The sequence below is a fragment of the Capsulimonas sp. genome, assembly GCF_039929585.1.
Lineage (GTDB): Bacteria > Armatimonadota > Armatimonadia > Armatimonadales > Capsulimonadaceae > Capsulimonas.
In genome coordinates, this window is the sequence record NZ_JBDSQY010000308.1 from 14,944 (window position 1) to 30,685 (window position 15,742).

Below are 15,742 nucleotides of genomic sequence, written 5' to 3' on the forward strand. Positions count from 1 at the left end.
CGATCTTAAGCGTGCGGCTTCAAAGGCGAATTGAACGGCGGGCGGCTAGTGAGTGTCGTCGTGGTTCTTGGAAATGCTTTCTTTCTCGATGGCGAGGCCGATTGCCCACAGAGTGACGACGAACAAGATGGAGATGCCGCTGACGATCGCGGCGGTGATACCCTGATAAGGCATGAAAATTATTTCCTTTCGGCGAGCAAATCCCGCCAGAGCTGTGGAGGTAAGTCCCCCACAGTATAAAACGATCCGGTGACGCAGATCAAATCGCCCGGCGCGGCGTCCGCTAGCGCGGCGCGCGCGGCGTCGGGAACGCTCGGGACAATCCGCACATTCGGTATTCCCAGCGCGCTGGCCGCCGCTGCAACTTCCGTCGCTTCGCGCGGATGGAACGCGGGCTGCGTTGCGATGAAGATCGCCGGATGGAGCGCCGCAAGCGGCTTCAAAAACGTATCCGGCGCATGGTTCTTGGAAAGTCCCGCGATCAGGATCAAACGCCGTTTCTCGGCGCCGTAATCCGAGCGCAGGGCGTCGGCGAGCGCCTGCGCGGAGAGCTCGTTGTGCGCGACATCCACCACAATCGCCGGCCGATCCGCGATCTGCTGCAATCGTCCCGGCGCGAAGGCGTTTTCCAATCCCCATTTTACCCGATCATCGGGCAGAACCGGACGCCGTTCATCGACAATCGCGTCTAAAGCCGCTACCGCCACCGCCGCGTTCGCATGCTGGAAGGCGCCGCGCATCCGCAGCCGTACATCGCTCAAGCGCCGCAGAGGTGTCTGGAACGACAACGCGTCGTCTTCGGCATGGTAAGAGAACTCGCCCTCGTCCGAAGTCACATGATACAGCGGCGCATCTTTCTCGCGGCAGACGCCTGAGATGGCGTCATCCGCCTCGCTCCCCGCCGCAACCCCAGTGACGCATGGGACGCGGGGCTTCACGATCCCCGCCTTTTCCCAGGCGATCTTGCCCAGCGTATCGCCCAGCAGTTCGACATGGTCGAAGCCGATATTGGTGATCGCCGTCACTAACGGGCGGGTGATGACGTTGGTGGCGTCGAGCCGGCCGCCCAGTCCTACTTCCAAGACGGCGTAGTCGACATTTTGTTCAGCGAAATAACAAAGCCCAATCGCCGTTTTCAGCTCGAACTCCGTGGTCGCGCCCAGTTCCGTCTCTTCGATCGCTTCGATATGGGGTTTGAGTATTGCAACCCAGCGCGCGAAGTCCTCGCGTGGGATCATCTCGCCATTGATCTGGATACGTTCTCGAACGTCATAGACAAACGGGGACATATAGGAGCCGACCCGGTATCCGGCGGCGGCGAGGATACTGCTGGCGAAAGACGCCGTGGACCCCTTGCCCTTGGTGCCGGCGATATGCACCACCGCCAGCCGGTCCTGGGGATTGCCGGCCCGCTCCAGGAGCGCCAGGAACCGCTCGTTTCCCAGCTTCACTCCCAGCCGAATCCGTCCCTGCATATAGAGAAGCGCGTCGTCAAAGTTCATACGGGCGTTAGTATACCCGGCGGGTTAATACTTCTTCTCGCTCTTCAAAATCTCCATGATTGGCCCCGCGAGCGCCGCGTTGGTCGCAACGGCGTCGGCGCCGTGGATGGTGGGTTTGCCCGTCCAGTCGGAGAAGTGCCCGCCGGCTTCGCGCAGGATCGGGAGCATGGGGGCGCAGTCCCAGGGGCTCATGGCGGGGTCCATCATTACCTCCGCGCGCCCGGTGGCGACCATCGCGTACCCGAAGGCGTCGCCCCAGGTGCGCTGGATGCGCGTGCGCGATACGATCTGGTCGTAGGCGTTGGAGCGCTTTTGGCAGCTGGTGACGGAGGTTGTGAGGACCAGGGCGTCTTCCATTTTGTCCACGTCGGAGACGCGGCAGGGGCGGCCGTTCCACGTGCAGCCATGGCCCGTCGCGGCGGAGATCATTTCGTTCAGGGCGGGAATGTAGATCACGCCGACGGACGGTTCGCCCCGCACTTCGACGCCGACCAGCACGCCGTAGAGCGGGGCGCCGGCGACAAATGATTTTGTGCCGTCGATCGGGTCCACGATCCATCGGTAATCGGGGTCGCCGTCGGCCTGCCCTTCTTCTTCACCGAGGATGGCGTGGGTGGGGAAGTCGCGCAGGATGCGGGCGCGCAGGATCTTTTCGGCCTCCCGGTCGGCGATCGTGACGGGGGTGTTGTCGGCTTTCAAATCGGGGCGTAAACCGGTCTGGAAGTGGCCGAGGGTGCTGCGGCCGGCGAGGTAAGCGGCGTCCACGGCGACATCCAGCAGCTCGCGCAGGGTGGGGGTGATCTTGGTCATTTCATCTCCGAAATCGGGTTCTGACGCCCGGACTCAAGGTTTGGGGCAGGGCGCGTGTTCCCTTTAGTTTGGCGGCGTTGCCCCGATCTCCTGCCCCGCATTAGATTTGACAGGTGAATATCGTCGTTTTCCACAGCTGAAGCAGTGGTCTACACAGGGGGAAGCAAGCTAAAGCAGGCTATCGGATTAAGATTAGGACAAAATGGGCGTTCGCCACAATCCGCAATCCTACAGTCGGCTTCAGCCGCCTTACCCCTGACTAGACCACTGCTTCAGCTGTGGTGCGTGTAGCAATCAATCCATGGCGTTCGCGCACATCGCCCTCCAAACCATCTATCTGATGGTCGGTTTGAGAGTGAAGCGTTTCGGTTTATTGACTTTCGTTTCGCCGCCATGCCATACTAAGGGCGGATTTACAATCAAAACCTCACACACTAGGCCTCAGCAAGGAGACCCGCAATATGGCAGTACGAGTTGGCATCAACGGCTTCGGTCGTATCGGCCGCATCACTTACCGCGCGATCCAGGAGCGCTTCCCGAATGGCGAGATCGAAGTCGTCGCGCTCAACGACCTGACCGACGCAGCGACCAACGCCCACCTTTTGAAGTACGACAGCAACTATGGCCCCTACAAGGGAACCGTGGTCGCCGAAGACAAAGACATCGTTGTCAATGGTAAGAAGATCACCGTCTTCGCCGAGAAGGACCCCGCGAACATTCCGTGGGACACGGAAGGCGTTGACGTCGTTATCGAGAGCACCGGCTTCTTCACGGACGCGACGAAGGCTGTCGCGCACCGCGAGCATGGCGTCAAGAAGGTCATCATCTCCGCCCCGGCGAAGAACGAAGACCTGACGATCGTTCTGGGCGTCAACAACGCCGCGTACGATCCCGCGAACCACCACGTCATCTCGAACGCGAGCTGCACCACGAACGGCCTCGCGCCTGTCGCCAAGGTCCTGTTCGACAAGTTCGGCATCGAGAAGGGTCTTCTGACCACGATCCACGCCTACACGAACTCCCAGCGCACCGTCGACACCGCCGCGAAGGACCTTCGCGACGCTCGCGCCGCCGCGCAGAACATCGTCCCCAGCTCCACCGGCGCCGCCAAGGCCGTCGGCCTGGTCATCCCTGAGCTGAAGGGCAAGTTCACCGGCATGGCGTTCCGCGTGCCGACCCCGACGGTCTCCGTCGTCGACTTCACCGCAATCCTCGGCCGCGACGCCGATCCGGCCGAAATCAACGCCGCCGTCAAGGAATACGCCGACGGTCCGATGAAGGGGATCCTTCAGTACAGCGACGAGCCGCTCGTCTCCACGGACCTCAAGGGCAACCCGCATTCCTCGATCTTCAGTGCGATCGACACTATCGGCCTGGGCAACTTCGTCAAGGTCGTCTCCTGGTACGACAACGAGTGGGGCTACTCCTGCCGCGTCGCCGACCTGATCAGCTTCCTGAACGAAAAGGGCCTGTAAGCCTTTCTTCCATCAAAAACGGGCGCGGCCAATCGGCTGCGCCCGTTTTTGTTTTTTAGCAACCCTTAAGAGGCGCTCCCAATGCCGCACGCCGTCCTTCACCGTTTCCTGCTCCTGTGCATCTTCCTCCTCACCATCATGACTACTTCCATCACCCCGGCGGCGTCCGCGGATCTCTTCGTGTATTTCGGCTCACACAGCGCAGGGCCAGGCATCGGCTTTTCCCTGGCGCGTTTCAACACCGAGACCGGCAAGCTGACCGTCCCCACGTTTCTCCAAGAGTCCGTCGCGCCGTCCTATTTCGTGATCAGTCCTAACGGAAAGCGTTTGTACACCTGCAACTCGGACCCCGGCAGTTCGGTGAGCGCCTACACCATCGATCCCGCGACGGCAAAGCTCACCCTTCTGAACCAGCAGCCCAGCGGCGGCGTCGAACCTTGTTATATCAGCCTCGACGCCAAGGGCCGCAATCTGATGGTCGCCAACTACGGCCCGGGAAGCGTCGCCGTGTTCCCCCTCAAAGCCGACGGAAGCATCGGCGAGCGCACGGCGTTTGCGCAGCACACGGGAAGCAGCGTCAACCCACAACGGCAAGAAGGCCCACACGCGCATTCCATCCATGTCGATCCCACCAACAAGTACGTCCTGTCCGCCGACCTCGGCGCCGACAAACTCTTTGTTGATCGCTTCGACGCCAAAACCGGCGCCCTGACGCCGAACGATCCGCCCTACGCCGCCGTAACTCCCGGAGCCGGCCCGCGCCATTTCGTGTTTCATCCGAACGGCCACAATATCTATCTGATCACCGAAATGGGCAACAGCATCATCCGTTACGGCTGGGATGCAAAGCACGGCGTCCTGACCCAGCACGAAACCGTCTCCACCCTTCCCGCCGGGTTTCAGGGAACCAGCTACGCCGCCGAGATTCACATACACCCCAACGGCAAGTTTCTCTACGCCACCAATCGCGGAGACAACAGCGTCGCCGTCTTCTCCGTGCAGGCGAAAACGGGAAAGCTCACGCCCATTCAGCACATCCCCACCCAGGGCAAGTACCCCCGCAACTGCGAACTCGACCCCACCGGCCACTGGCTTCTGGTGAGCAATCACGATAGCAACAACGCCGTGGTCTTTCATATCGATTTGAAGACGGGAAAGCTGACGCAAACCGGGGAGCCCGTCGCCGTACCGTCTCCGTTTTGCGAACGGTTTCTCCCGGTCAGGAAAGAGTAACATGGGTATTGGATTTAGAAGCCAGAGAGGCAACGATTATTTTGGTGACAGAAGCAATGGGCGCGCTCATTCCTTCGCATCGATGACGAATTGGATTGCCGTCGCACATTGTGAGGATATTTTTGGCCGGCTTACCTAAGGCGAAGTTCCAGAGAAGGTTATCTACTATGATCATGATGAGGATATATATGTCATCCGTGAGGACTTGTTTTGCGCATTGGTAGAGACTGTGTTCTCCGATAACCCCAATGAGCTTCTGCTTGGCTGGGCCATCATGGCGGCAGGGTATTACGAGTGCATCAAGGGTGAAACGTATTATTGGATTTGGCCTACATCATTGATTCCGACGATCAATGCGAATGAGCTGCTTCCGCAATACGTTCCAGTACAGCCAGTGAAGCTGAGGATTCAACCGGCAGATAGTGGAATAACGATAGGGCGGAGCCACCCTGATCTTCCGGAAAACTATCGTGTCCCGGATTCTGAGAAACTAGAATACTGGCGTCAAATTTCAGTCTCGTAGTGACATTTTATCGATGGATATCCACAAAGCAGCAGAGAACAATGATACTGATACACTCCGCCAATTTTTGGCGTTCGGCAAGGATATCAATGCCAGAGGTAATAGTCTGACGCCGTTAATGATGGCTGTGGCGGAAGGCGCCAATGATGCTGTTACGGTTCTATTGCAGCATGGCGCTGACATCAATCTTCAAGCCAAAGATGGAACGACGGCGCTCATGTTCGCGGCGATGTACGGGTATGGCGACTTTGTCTCCCTTCTCCTCGACCACTCCACGCAAATCGATACCCAGGACAACAAGGGCTGGGCGGCCTTACATCACGCCATTCAGGCCAACAATGTCGAGATTATCGCGCTGCTGCTCAGTCGCGGCGCCAATCCCAGATTAAAGACAAAAAAGCGACAGACTGTTCTTGATATTGCGATTGAGTGCAAACACATTGAAGCGGCGGATACGCTGATGACTCAATGTGTAAAGTTTGAAGATACGCTTGCCGCCTAATCTCGATCCGCGAAGCGCCTCGGCCAATGGCTGTCGGAAACAGTTCCTCTGTTTAGCTCTGCGGCAAGCGGAGACACAGATCGGATGGAACAATTGCTCAACGCTGGCGTTGCCCCAGATTTGCTGGGAGAGCACAACCGGACTGCTTTGCTGACCGCCATCGACAACGGACATAAATCGACCGTTCAGATGCTTATCGAACACGGCGCCAATGTCAATGCGGCGACACCGGATGGCTGGCCTCCGCTCGTGTATGCGATCATGTTACGGCGTACATCGATCGCAGGGCTCTTGCTGTTTCATGGAGCCGACGTAATGGCTAATACGATACTTGGGTATTCTGCTTTGCAGATGGCCGCCGACAAAGGCGATATTGATATGGTGGGTTTATTGCTGGGACATGCAGAACATATGAATGTACAGCTGGATATTGCTTCTGCTCTGCAAGCGGCGTCAGACAACGGACACGAAGAAATTGCTTATGAACTCATACGAAGAGGCTAATAACGCGTCGTGCGCATTGTGCATAATCTCAGTTAGTAACATTTTCGACAGCTCAAAAGGGTTTCGCCCCTGGCGCATGCTTGCGCCAGGGGCGAAATCGCTTTGAGCTTTGGCGCGCTAGCGCTACATGGTCTCTCTAACGATTGGGTTGTTCGGGAAGGCCGATCGACGAGCTTCATTCTCGCTGCGTCCCTGCTCGTCACTTTGCTGTAGGCTTAGGGCTCCGTGCTTTGTCTGGAATCATAAAGCGATAGACGACGTCGTTTGTTTCCGGAGTGGTCGTGAACTCGCCTGGCTGCGCTGTGCCCGCTGGCCGCAGTGTCATTTCCCATGGGTCGATGATGTCTACCTTGTAGGGAGTGTTGCCTTCCAGATGGATAGACTCAGAGTGTCCATTGAAGCAGTAGAGCAAATAGTAGCGACCGGGGTCTCCAAGAATGAAATGTCCCTGATCGTCGCCAAGCGGCTGGAGCTTGTAAAAAGGAGGCGCTTTGGTCAGGAAATCCTTGAGCCACTGGATGCGTTTTGGGCTTTGTCCATGAAGCACGCCGCCCTTGGACCACCAGAGGATATCCTGCGGATCCAGGTAAGTTTCACCATGCCCGACGTAGCAGCCGCTCATGGTTCCGAGCCAAAAACGCTGAGTCATCAATTTGGGCGTCAGCGTGCCCCATCCCTCCGGAATGTTGCCTTCGTACATGCACTCGTCATAGATGACCGGCTTATGGAACTGGGCGCGAAAGCGCACGCCCCCGTTCATATCGGAGGTCTGGATGCCCGCATGAGTGATCGGGAGCTGGCCATAATCGTACAATTTTGCGCCGTTGTGAATGCTGCGCAAGCGTTGGCTAGGGTCTTCCTTCTGTAGAATTGAGAAGAAACGTTCCCAATCGTCCATATGCTTGGAGCCCATGAAGTCGTACTCGTTCGCCAACGACCACCACACGTTCCTGTAGGCGGAAAGCCGTGCGATGCAATAGCGCAGGTAGCGGTCATCCGCCTCTTTGCCCATATTCGAGAATCCCCATCGGTCGTAGGGATGCCAAAGAATGAGATCTGCCTGGATGCCCAGCCGCTGTAGGTCGAGGATGCGCTGCTCGAAGTGACGCCAGAAGGTCGGGTCAGGCAGGCTGAAGTCGAATTTGCCGTCCGCGCCCTTCTTGAATGCGAAGAACTCCGGCTCATTTTGGTTGTAAGCGTACGACTTGGGAAAGACGCAGAACCGGATCTTGTTGAACGGAGCAGTCGCGAGCGTCTTGAGCGTCTGTTTCTGCAGTTCCGGCGTTTGATGCGTCCACGCATAGCATGTCGTGCCGAATTCGTGGTAAGGCGCGCCGTCGGCGTAACGGAAATAATATGTGTCGGATACCTGCACCGGTCCATGGTTGCCGTGAGTGGGACGGGTGACCTTAAACGCGCCGGTCTTGCCGTTGAGGTCGCGAGTGGAGCTTTCCGTCTCGTAACGCCATGTGCCCGGAGTCGGCGGACTGAAACGGATTCGATATACGCCATCGCCATCCCAGAAGCCGGGAACTTTAACGACATGGCTGCCTTGCTGGAAACGCGCTTCTAACTTAACATCCAGATAGGGATTGCCTCCTTCAGGGCCATGGAGAACAATTTCCTCAACGCCCCATTGCTCGGCGGCGTATGTAGGAAGCGCAATGACTACGAAAATCATTGCGAGAGCTGCAATAAGAGTACTGTTCATTTTGTGTCTTCTGCTCATTAATTGATTTTGTTCATTATACATATGCCAGTCCAATGAATCCACCAAGATATTAGTAAATACTCACGGTATAATAAGGTCGGGAGACAGGATATGGAACAGTTCGACCCATCACGCTCTGATTTTTCTCCCTATGGTCTGACGGTGGAGCGATGGATCGCATCGGTAATGCCTCGCCCAGATCGCCACAATGAAATTGAAATTAATCTGCTGGAGAGCGGGAGATTGACTTATCTCTTTGGCGGTGAAAGGGTTACGGTGCGGGCCGGTCAGATCAGCGTGTTTTGGGCGGCAGTGCCGCATCAGATCATTGATATCGATGGGGCCAGTCCCTATTATGTTGTAACGATTCCGTTAGCCTTGTTTTTGCAGTGGAATATGCCGCGGGTCCTGGCCGACTCCGTTTTGCATGGTCTTGTGATGTCCGGAGACAGCGAGGATGACAAGGGAGATATTGCACTGCTCCAGCGCTGGAGGCACAGTCTTGAGCGGCAAGAGCCCGAGTGGCGCCAGCTCGTTCTGCTGGAAATGCAGGCGAGGCTTCTGCGCCTAGCGCTCGAAATCGATAGAGAAGCCTTAGCCTCACCCGCCCGGCCGGCCTTGAACGTCACAATCCTGAGCAAAGCGGAGGAGATCGCAGCCTATATTGCCAAGAATTACCTTCGTCCGATCACGGTGCGCGAGATCGGCGATGCCGTGGGGCTCCACCCCAATTATGCGATGTCGCTTTACAAGGCTACCTTTGCCTCAACAATGACAGCGACATTGACGCAGTACCGACTCTCTCATGCGCAGCGCCTTCTGGCGACCACCAACCAGAACATCCTGAATATTGCTCTCGAAGCGGGTTTTGGGTCGCTCAGCCGGTTTAACGAAGCGTTCCGTCAGGAGTTCAATAGTTCCCCGCGCGACTATCGTAAGCAGCATCGGATGTGAGTATCCACAACCGCGCATCGATTTGGGAACGATCAAGCCCGTTTACCTGAACGCCATGTTCCAGACATGAAATTAACATCAACCGATCCGTCTGCCCCCTTCCCCAGCAAATCTATATTCGACACAATTGTTGCAAAAGACGTCGCCGAAGTTGTGCGAATGATTGAGCAAGGGGTCGAACTGAACATGTCTATCGTTGATGAGAGAATAGAAGCTGCGAGACTAGTTAACGCTTATGGGGCGATCCACCGACGAAACACTTCGGGCGAGACTGCCATTGACCTGGCGAAACGTATTGCCTTACGTTCTATCCATCCAGATGGGGTGACCGAAATTATCGCATTGCTCGATCAAGAGAGGTTTACATGATTTCAGAAGAGTATCTTATCTCCGTACAAAGTAGAACTCACGCATACCTCGAGCGCGCCGGCATTGTCCTGACGCCCGAAGAGATCGCACACATCGAAGTCGTGGACTTTGCGCTTGGCAATTTGGACACGTCCGGTCTCCAGCTCATCACCTACATCAACACGGAGCGTGTTTGCGCCAAAGAGTTAGTTCTGTTCCCGCGCCAGATCTGCCCCGAGCACCGCCACCCGCCGATCGACGGTGATTTGGGCAAGGAAGAGACGTTTCGCTGCCGGTGGGGAACTGTCTATCTCTACGTGGAAGGTGAGGCGAGCGGCGAGATGCAGGCGCGGCTGCCGCAAGGTTCGGAGGATGTGTATACCGTGATGCATGAGGTCGTGCTGGGGCCGGGGGAGCAGTATACGATCATGCCGGATACGAAGCACTGGTTCCAAGGCGGCGACGACGGCGCGGTGGTGTCCGAGTTCTCGACGCGCAGCCGGGACGAGTTCGATATCTTTACCGACACCCGGATACAGCGCGTGGAAGTGGTGGAATGATCCGCGTTCTTGCGACAATTTGAAGAGGAAATGAATTGAAGGCTTACTATTGCCTGAATAGTCCGAGGAAATCCGTGGAGGCTGCTCATCCGGTGGAGATGGATCACCGCGTCGCAAGCAGGATCTTACACTCTCTCAGCGGGGAGAGCAGCTTTCTCGGGGTTGAATTGGGCGGTGGCGTCGTGCTTCAGTTTATGTATGAGCAAGGAGCTATTTGGACGGAACTGCTCTACCCTGAAGAACGGCGCTTTGAAGGGTGTACGATCACGCCTCCCATGGCGGATATTGTCCTGAGCGCCGCGTACCAAGGAATCGACATCAAGACAGCGATGGCCGAGGCGGGATACTCCTGGCTCATATGGGAGACAAGCAGTTTGGATGATTAAGGGGATAAGTTGCCAGGGATTGAGGCGGCGGAGTTCGATGCTTGACCAACCGCAATTATTCCCCAAAGCAGCAGGGCTAGTCCGAATGTCAGATGGAGCTTATGCCAGGGGCTAAACGGTGCGTACCCTTGGAACACACATCCGCTGGGTGACATATCGGAGATGACATAGCGCTGAATGGGCATCACAGGGATAAATAAGAGAGTGATATAAAGTGTTGCGTAGCGCCAAGCTGGACGGACTTCATATGGCCCTTCTTGACGGAGTTTGGAGCCGCAGCCGATTAGTGTGAATCGAACAGGAATCCTGTCCACGGGATTTAGTCGATTCGTGCGTTGTTTCGGAGACTTACTCTTTCGCCACTTCTTAGGGTTCTCAGGAGAGGCCGGTTGAGGTTTAGGGTGCTGCGGCGTCGTGTCGACGTGAACGGCTCTTTTGATAATATCGAGATTAAGGGCGATTTCGCTTCTCAATTTTGCGCTGGTTGACAGGGCTTGCGCTTGACTGAGAATGGTCATTGATCCCTCAGCGTCTCCCGATTCGTCAAAAAGATCGACGGCGTACTGATTCATGGCTGTCGCAATTTGATCAATGCGTTCGACGACCGTTTTACGCCAAATGACAGCACTTGGATGGCGGCCTGCAAGAGCTTCCGAGAGTGCTTTGAGCTCTCGGATTTCATCGGGGTCAAATGCCGCCCACTCCGGTGTCCATCTTTGTTCGCACAGCGCCTCGCGCGTCCGCTCAATCCGGCCCTGGATTGCCGCCCTGTCTCGTTCTCCAACGGACACCAATGTCTCCGTGAGTGTCCGGTTCACGATTTCCTGTTCTAAGTCATTCGTGTAAATCGCCTGAATCAATGCTTGGAATATGGAATCCTGACCTTGCCGAAGAGTATCAAGGGCGATTTTGGTGGACTGTTTGAGAAGCTGCTTCGTGAGATTATTTTGGGCGTCTACAACCGCATTTTGTGCGTCAGCGCCATTTTCGCCTTCAGCGATGAGTAGCTCTCTCAGATATTCTTTGTGCGCTGCATCTTGATAGAGCGTCGCCCAATACTTAAGTCCTTTGGAAAGCGGCAGCGGATCTGCGGAAATGAGAAACGAGAAGTACGAATGCAAAAAAATGAGTTGGGATGTGTGAAAGCTAGGCGCATTCGAATACTGTAAAGCAATACTTTCCAGATCGTCTAAGCTGCCTGGCGCCGCCTCATTTTCAGGGACCGAGTAAGGCCATAGTTGTCGGTATAACGTACGTGTGGTGATGTCGATGGTGAGGGTCTTAACGATATCGACGCAGTTTAGCCGCTCGTCTTCACCAAATATAGACGCTAATCCGACAGGAATAGGCAAACCTACTTTGATGGCTTGGTCTGCTGCAATAGATTTTTGGCGAAGAAGTCGAGGCGAACTTGCGGACGATATTCCAAGAAGACGGTATGGGTTGTCCGTAATATATTTATGATAGGCTGCCACGCATCGGTCCTTAGAGACAAGCGTCTATCACAAGCAATCTTTCTGGATACGGCGTGTGACGATTGTGGAATGATCAGGGAAATAAGTCGCCAACGAGGATTGAGGCGGCGGGAGCCGCTAATGGCGTGACTGTTTGTGTCGCATCATAAATTTCTGTCTCTTGATACGCTCCCGACTGCGGCAATCTTCGAACTTCCAGCGTTCTCGCCGAAACGTCTGCGATCCAATATTCAGTAACGCTGGCGGCGGCGTAGAGCGCCGCTTTTCGAGTACGGTCATAGGCCAGCGTACTATCAGAGACTTCAACCAGCAAGTGGGTCTCTGCTGGGCCGGGATGACGGTCTTTATAATCGTGAAAGGTGCCTTGTGCTACGAGAATATCCGGTTCCGGTTCCGATGTATCAGCAAGTGTCATGGGAGATTGTTCACGAATATATGTGTCGCCGCCAAAAGCCGCACGAAGCGCGTGAACAACAGCATGCAGCGTGACAGTGTGCGGGGTTTTCTGGGGGCTCATGGTCTCGATGATTTCTCCATCGATCAATTCCACGCGTACGTCAGGCGGAAAGAAACCTAAGTCGCCAAGACGGTAGTAGTCTTCACGCGTCCATCGGTGGGGCGCTGGGGCATTGGCTTCAGGTGTTTCGGTAATTGTGCGTGGCGTCATCAGTCGGCCTCCGGAAGAAGAGGGGTAGGATCCATGTCATTGTACGGCGCCGTGTTCGTGAAGTCAATGCGTTCACGCCGTCTTATGACGGTGATCCCAGTTGAGGATAGTTGTTCTTTATGTCGTTCAGATGCTGCATGGGAACGAATAAGCGATACAGACCGCAATCCGCGCAGATATTTGCTTCGAGGTTCGGTCGGTTGAACATTCCTCCCACGTTCGGAAGGAATTCCTGCCAATCTTCATTGGCGACCACGGAGGCGACATGGATATTCCTGCCGCCGCATTCCGGACATGTGTCTTTCATGGTTCGTTCATCTCCAAAACGAAAATTTGACCGTCCGTCGACCTCATTGTCGGCGGACGGTCAATTTCTTTGACCCATCTCGGCGTATTTTGTTGCGGTGGTTTTACGAGCCGCCGGCCCAGACTGCAGTGATGGGGCGGTCGCTTTTGGTCTTGTTGATCGCGTAAGTCATGACACCAAGAGTGTCGCCGCGATGGGCCCCGACGTGGCAGGTGATGCAGGTGTCGTGCTCGGCGCGGACGGGGCGCAGAGCGACAAGCCAGCCGCCGTATTCGACATTCGCTGGGCGGCCGCGCTTTACGGCTGCGAGATAGGGCGTCACGACTTTGGTGAGGTGCGTGGTCGCCCAATCATAGGATTTCTCAGCGCGTTTTTCGGTTGAGTTGACGGAGACGAGCGAATCTGCGGAGGGAACGAAGTCTTTGTCCATCGGGCCGTGGTCGTGTGTGTGGATGTGGGAGCCGGGCTTGTGGGCGATATGGATCATGCCGATGACATAGGAGCGTCCGGCGGCGCGCAGGGAGCGGAAGCGACGGCGCTCCGATTTGGTTTCCGCGTCGATCTCGTCAATGCGCGGATGGCCGTCAAGCTCGGAAATAATGCGGTCCTCGCCAAACTGACCGGCGTCGACTTGGAATCGTGGCTGTACGATTTTGTCCAGCGCATTCGCGACTTGAAGAGGGGTGGAGAGGGAAGCCGGGGCGCCGGCGGCCTCCACTGGCGCTGTTCTCACTGTTATGGCGAGGCAAACGGTAAAGAGCACGGCTCCGGCGCTGAAGTAGTGACGCCGGGACAACACATGGGGCGAGAATGAGGACCGCATTTGAGACGCCCTCCTAAGGCGTTTCGTCTGAGAACGGTGGGTAATGGTGCGTTGATGTGTGAGTGAAAAGGGCGCCGAGCGGGATGAACCCTCAATCGGCGCCTGTTGGGGGGGCATTCGCCGGCGCCGTGCGGCGCGGAGCGCGCAGCAGGCGTCGGCGGCGGGCGGCGAGGCGGCGGGCGTTGCCGAGCGCAATCGCTTCGGCTTCGCCGACGAGCTTCTCAAGCTCCGTCATCTCGACGGCGGTCAGGCCGGGGCCGGACCGCGCGCCGTGACGCGTCATCAAGGCGTCCATGCGCGCCTGCTTCGCGGCGCCCAGGTCTTCGACGATCGTCGGCTCGTCGAAGGTGAGGATATCCGCGATGCCGATCTCAAGCGCCTGGCAGACCGCGCCGATGACGCGCATGTCCACTTTCTCCAGCGGCTCCTCGGGGTCCGCCAGCCGGTAGATGCTCTTGGCGTTGATCCGGTCGCCCTGCTCCGCCACGCGGCGCACCAGCTCGGCCGTGTTCAATCCCTGGCTGTCCAGCACTCGTTTGAGCCGAGAAAAGGCTTCCTGCATACCCGTGTATCCCCTTACGGAGATTTTACCGTGTGGACGGGTTTTTTGACACTTTTTATGTTCTGAGACGAAATTATTTTTTTACGACGTAAATTCGGGAATAGGACGATCCGCTGACCATCGGCGCGGCGCAAAGTGCCGAGCGTCAGGTCCGCCAGCGGGAACAGCACGTTGAGGTTGCTGAGCATGTGCTTGTGGTGGACCCGGTGATGCGCGTCCAGAAAACGATAGTATCGGAAACGGCTTAGAAAGGCCGACGCCTTTGGCACATGCATGGCCCAGTGGAACGTCTCGTACAGCGTATAGTAGATGGAGATCGCCGCAACGCCGCCCCAGAGGCTGGGGACGCCCGTAAAGTGCTGCACCAAGAGAAAAAGCGGCAAATGGAAGCCTACCATCGCCGGCAGCGCCCACCAATCCATCGGGACTTTGTCGGGGTGTTCGTCGTGGGTATGGTACGTATCGTCGCCCTTGTAAATCTGGTGATGGACCAGCGTGTGCTCGCGGAACGTGCGGTAAATGTACTTCGGCGAGTGGAAGAGATACCGATGGAAGAACCACTCAAAGTAGCTCCCGTAGACGAAGTAAAGCGCGAACGCCGCCAGTTCGCACAAGAGAGTATGCGCCATTGTTATGTTCCCTTTCGTAACGCCCGTGTGACAAGTGCTAAATATCGATAATTTGATTATATATTACCATGTAAACGGTAATTAAAACAAAATTTATCACATTTATCACATTTGGACGCTACGCAAGGAAAAAGGGAGAGCCGTGAGGCTCTCCCTGGGACACGTAATAACGATCAAAGCGTGCGGGTTAGGCGGCTCGTGTGAGCACGAGTGTAGGTTTGCCGTTATCTGCGTAGGCGTCGCTCTTGCTGACGCGGAACTGCGAGATGGCTTCCTCCAATGTTTGCGCGATGCTGGAAAGCTCCTCGGCGCTCGCCACCAGTTCTTCCACGCTCGCTGTTTGCATCGCCGCCGTGTCCGTGACGGTCTGGATGGACGCCGAGACTTCCTCCGCCGACGCGCTCATCTCTTCCGCCGCAGCAGAACTCTGCTCCACCACCGCCGCGATGTCGTTGATCGAGTTGGAGACATCGTCCGCGGAAGAGCTCATCTGCTCCGCCGCCGCGCTGATCCCCATCACCCGCTCCGTCACCGCTTTGACTACCGACTGGATTTGAAGCAGCGCCGCGCCGGCTTCTTCGGCCAATGCTGTGCCCTTGGACGCTTCCTGCGTGCCCGTCTCCATGGCCTTCACCGCTTCACCCGTGCGGGTCTGCACCTGGGCGATCAGAGCGCCGATCTCGCGGGTCGCGGCGCTGGAGCGTTCGGCGAGCTTGCGCACTTCGTCGGCGACCACCGCAAAGCCTCGTCCGGCTTCTCCGGCTCGGGCGG

19 protein-coding genes are annotated in these 15,742 nt (G+C 56.7%); 8 read left to right on the forward strand and 11 right to left on the reverse strand.

The window, feature by feature from the left end:
- Window positions 1–45: 45 nt before the first annotated feature.
- Genes ABIZ35_RS23725 through ABIZ35_RS23735 form a run of 3 tightly spaced genes read right to left on the reverse strand, consistent with a single transcriptional unit; the run spans window position 46 to window position 2,312 of the window.
- Window positions 46–174, reverse strand: coding sequence for a hypothetical protein (locus ABIZ35_RS23725; protein ID WP_348222404.1), 129 nt, complete (start codon window positions 172–174; stop codon window positions 46–48).
- Between the two features lie 5 nt (window positions 175–179).
- Window positions 180–1,502, reverse strand: coding sequence for a folylpolyglutamate synthase/dihydrofolate synthase family protein (locus tag ABIZ35_RS23730; protein WP_348222405.1), 1,323 nt, complete (start codon window positions 1,500–1,502; stop codon window positions 180–182).
- A 24-nt stretch (window positions 1,503–1,526) separates the two neighbouring features.
- Complete coding sequence (locus ABIZ35_RS23735) at window positions 1,527–2,312, reverse strand: inositol monophosphatase family protein (protein ID WP_348222406.1); 786 nt, start codon at window positions 2,310–2,312, stop codon at window positions 1,527–1,529.
- Window positions 2,313–2,773: 461 nt separating this feature from the next.
- Here ABIZ35_RS23735 and gap point away from each other — a divergent pair, with 461 nt between their 5' ends.
- The 4 genes from gap to ABIZ35_RS23755 all read left to right on the forward strand — a co-directional run bounded on the left by gap (window position 2,774) and on the right by ABIZ35_RS23755 (window position 6,549).
- Complete coding sequence (gene gap / locus ABIZ35_RS23740) at window positions 2,774–3,787, forward strand: type I glyceraldehyde-3-phosphate dehydrogenase (protein ID WP_348222407.1); 1,014 nt, start codon at window positions 2,774–2,776, stop codon at window positions 3,785–3,787.
- Between the two features lie 81 nt (window positions 3,788–3,868).
- On the forward strand, window positions 3,869–5,020 hold the full coding sequence (locus ABIZ35_RS23745; RefSeq protein WP_348222408.1) for a lactonase family protein: 1,152 nt from the start codon (window positions 3,869–3,871) through the stop codon (window positions 5,018–5,020).
- Window positions 5,021–5,556: 536 nt separating this feature from the next.
- Entirely contained in the window at window positions 5,557–6,045 is a 489-nt protein-coding gene (locus ABIZ35_RS23750; protein WP_348222409.1) for an ankyrin repeat domain-containing protein, read from the forward strand.
- A 48-nt stretch (window positions 6,046–6,093) separates the two neighbouring features.
- A complete protein-coding gene (locus tag ABIZ35_RS23755) occupies window positions 6,094–6,549 on the forward strand; it encodes an ankyrin repeat domain-containing protein (protein ID WP_348222422.1) in 456 nt (151 codons plus the stop codon).
- Window positions 6,550–6,748: 199 nt separating this feature from the next.
- On the opposite strand, the gene ABIZ35_RS23760 is transcribed toward ABIZ35_RS23755, so the two are convergent.
- Window positions 6,749–8,260, reverse strand: a complete 1,512-nt coding sequence (locus ABIZ35_RS23760) for a DUF5060 domain-containing protein (RefSeq protein WP_348222410.1) — start codon at window positions 8,258–8,260, stop codon at window positions 6,749–6,751.
- Window positions 8,261–8,371: 111 nt separating this feature from the next.
- On the opposite strand from ABIZ35_RS23760, the gene ABIZ35_RS23765 reads away from it, so the two are divergent.
- The 4 genes from ABIZ35_RS23765 to ABIZ35_RS23780 all read left to right on the forward strand — a co-directional run bounded on the left by ABIZ35_RS23765 (window position 8,372) and on the right by ABIZ35_RS23780 (window position 10,508).
- Entirely contained in the window at window positions 8,372–9,214 is an 843-nt protein-coding gene (locus ABIZ35_RS23765; protein WP_348222411.1) for a helix-turn-helix domain-containing protein, read from the forward strand.
- A gap of 66 nt (window positions 9,215–9,280) precedes the next feature.
- Window positions 9,281–9,583 carry a hypothetical protein gene (locus ABIZ35_RS23770; RefSeq protein ID WP_348222412.1) on the forward strand — a complete coding sequence of 101 codons (303 nt, stop codon included), beginning with the start codon at window positions 9,281–9,283 and terminating at the stop codon, window positions 9,581–9,583.
- The gene (locus tag ABIZ35_RS23775; protein ID WP_348222413.1) at window positions 9,580–10,122 is read left to right on the forward strand and encodes a D-lyxose/D-mannose family sugar isomerase; all 543 of its coding nucleotides are present in this window, start codon (window positions 9,580–9,582) and stop codon (window positions 10,120–10,122) included. Before ABIZ35_RS23770 ends, ABIZ35_RS23775 begins: the two co-directional genes overlap by 4 nt.
- Window positions 10,123–10,157: 35 nt before the next feature.
- Complete coding sequence (locus ABIZ35_RS23780; protein WP_348222414.1) at window positions 10,158–10,508, forward strand: hypothetical protein; 351 nt, start codon at window positions 10,158–10,160, stop codon at window positions 10,506–10,508.
- Here ABIZ35_RS23780 and ABIZ35_RS23785 read toward each other — a convergent pair.
- The 7 genes from ABIZ35_RS23785 to ABIZ35_RS23815 all read right to left on the reverse strand — a co-directional run.
- On the reverse strand, window positions 10,505–11,983 hold the full coding sequence (locus ABIZ35_RS23785) for a hypothetical protein (protein ID WP_348222415.1): 1,479 nt from the start codon (window positions 11,981–11,983) through the stop codon (window positions 10,505–10,507). The two genes, ABIZ35_RS23780 and ABIZ35_RS23785, sit on opposite strands and share 4 nt — an antisense overlap.
- Window positions 11,984–12,056: 73 nt before the next feature.
- Window positions 12,057–12,650 (reverse strand): Uma2 family endonuclease, encoded by a 594-nt coding sequence (locus tag ABIZ35_RS23790; protein WP_348222416.1) that lies wholly within the window; start codon window positions 12,648–12,650, stop codon window positions 12,057–12,059.
- 82 nt (window positions 12,651–12,732) lie between these two features.
- Window positions 12,733–12,957, reverse strand: a complete 225-nt coding sequence (locus tag ABIZ35_RS23795; RefSeq protein WP_348222417.1) for a hypothetical protein — start codon at window positions 12,955–12,957, stop codon at window positions 12,733–12,735.
- Window positions 12,958–13,060: 103 nt separating this feature from the next.
- Complete coding sequence (locus ABIZ35_RS23800; protein ID WP_348222418.1) at window positions 13,061–13,780, reverse strand: hypothetical protein; 720 nt, start codon at window positions 13,778–13,780, stop codon at window positions 13,061–13,063.
- Between the two features lie 91 nt (window positions 13,781–13,871).
- Window positions 13,872–14,342 carry a helix-turn-helix transcriptional regulator gene (locus tag ABIZ35_RS23805; protein WP_348222419.1) on the reverse strand — a complete coding sequence of 157 codons (471 nt, stop codon included), beginning with the start codon at window positions 14,340–14,342 and terminating at the stop codon, window positions 13,872–13,874.
- A 14-nt stretch (window positions 14,343–14,356) separates the two neighbouring features.
- Window positions 14,357–14,971 carry a fatty acid hydroxylase gene (locus ABIZ35_RS23810; protein ID WP_348222420.1) on the reverse strand — a complete coding sequence of 205 codons (615 nt, stop codon included), beginning with the start codon at window positions 14,969–14,971 and terminating at the stop codon, window positions 14,357–14,359.
- Window positions 14,972–15,158: 187 nt separating this feature from the next.
- A partial coding sequence (locus ABIZ35_RS23815; protein WP_348222421.1) for a methyl-accepting chemotaxis protein occupies window positions 15,159–15,742 on the reverse strand: 584 nt, incomplete at its 5' end.

Coding starts and splice junctions, on each gene's coding strand:
- ABIZ35_RS23810 (WP_348222420.1), bottom strand. CDS start 14,971: ATGGCGCATACTCTCTTGTGCGAACTGGCGGCGTTCGCGCTTTACTTC.
- ABIZ35_RS23770 (WP_348222412.1), top strand. CDS start 9,281: ATGAAATTAACATCAACCGATCCGTCTGCCCCCTTCCCCAGCAAATCT.
- ABIZ35_RS23765 (WP_348222411.1), top strand. CDS start 8,372: ATGGAACAGTTCGACCCATCACGCTCTGATTTTTCTCCCTATGGTCTG.
- ABIZ35_RS23805 (WP_348222419.1), bottom strand. CDS start 14,342: ATGCAGGAAGCCTTTTCTCGGCTCAAACGAGTGCTGGACAGCCAGGGA.
- ABIZ35_RS23730 (WP_348222405.1), bottom strand. CDS start 1,502: ATGAACTTTGACGACGCGCTTCTCTATATGCAGGGACGGATTCGGCTG.
- ABIZ35_RS23745 (WP_348222408.1), top strand. CDS start 3,869: ATGCCGCACGCCGTCCTTCACCGTTTCCTGCTCCTGTGCATCTTCCTC.
- ABIZ35_RS23800 (WP_348222418.1), bottom strand. CDS start 13,780: ATGCGGTCCTCATTCTCGCCCCATGTGTTGTCCCGGCGTCACTACTTC.
- gap (WP_348222407.1), top strand. CDS start 2,774: ATGGCAGTACGAGTTGGCATCAACGGCTTCGGTCGTATCGGCCGCATC.
- ABIZ35_RS23790 (WP_348222416.1), bottom strand. CDS start 12,650: ATGACGCCACGCACAATTACCGAAACACCTGAAGCCAATGCCCCAGCG.
- ABIZ35_RS23725 (WP_348222404.1), bottom strand. CDS start 174: ATGCCTTATCAGGGTATCACCGCCGCGATCGTCAGCGGCATCTCCATC.
- ABIZ35_RS23795 (WP_348222417.1), bottom strand. CDS start 12,957: ATGAAAGACACATGTCCGGAATGCGGCGGCAGGAATATCCATGTCGCC.
- ABIZ35_RS23750 (WP_348222409.1), top strand. CDS start 5,557: ATGGATATCCACAAAGCAGCAGAGAACAATGATACTGATACACTCCGC.
- ABIZ35_RS23775 (WP_348222413.1), top strand. CDS start 9,580: ATGATTTCAGAAGAGTATCTTATCTCCGTACAAAGTAGAACTCACGCA.
- ABIZ35_RS23760 (WP_348222410.1), bottom strand. CDS start 8,260: ATGAACAGTACTCTTATTGCAGCTCTCGCAATGATTTTCGTAGTCATT.
- ABIZ35_RS23735 (WP_348222406.1), bottom strand. CDS start 2,312: ATGACCAAGATCACCCCCACCCTGCGCGAGCTGCTGGATGTCGCCGTG.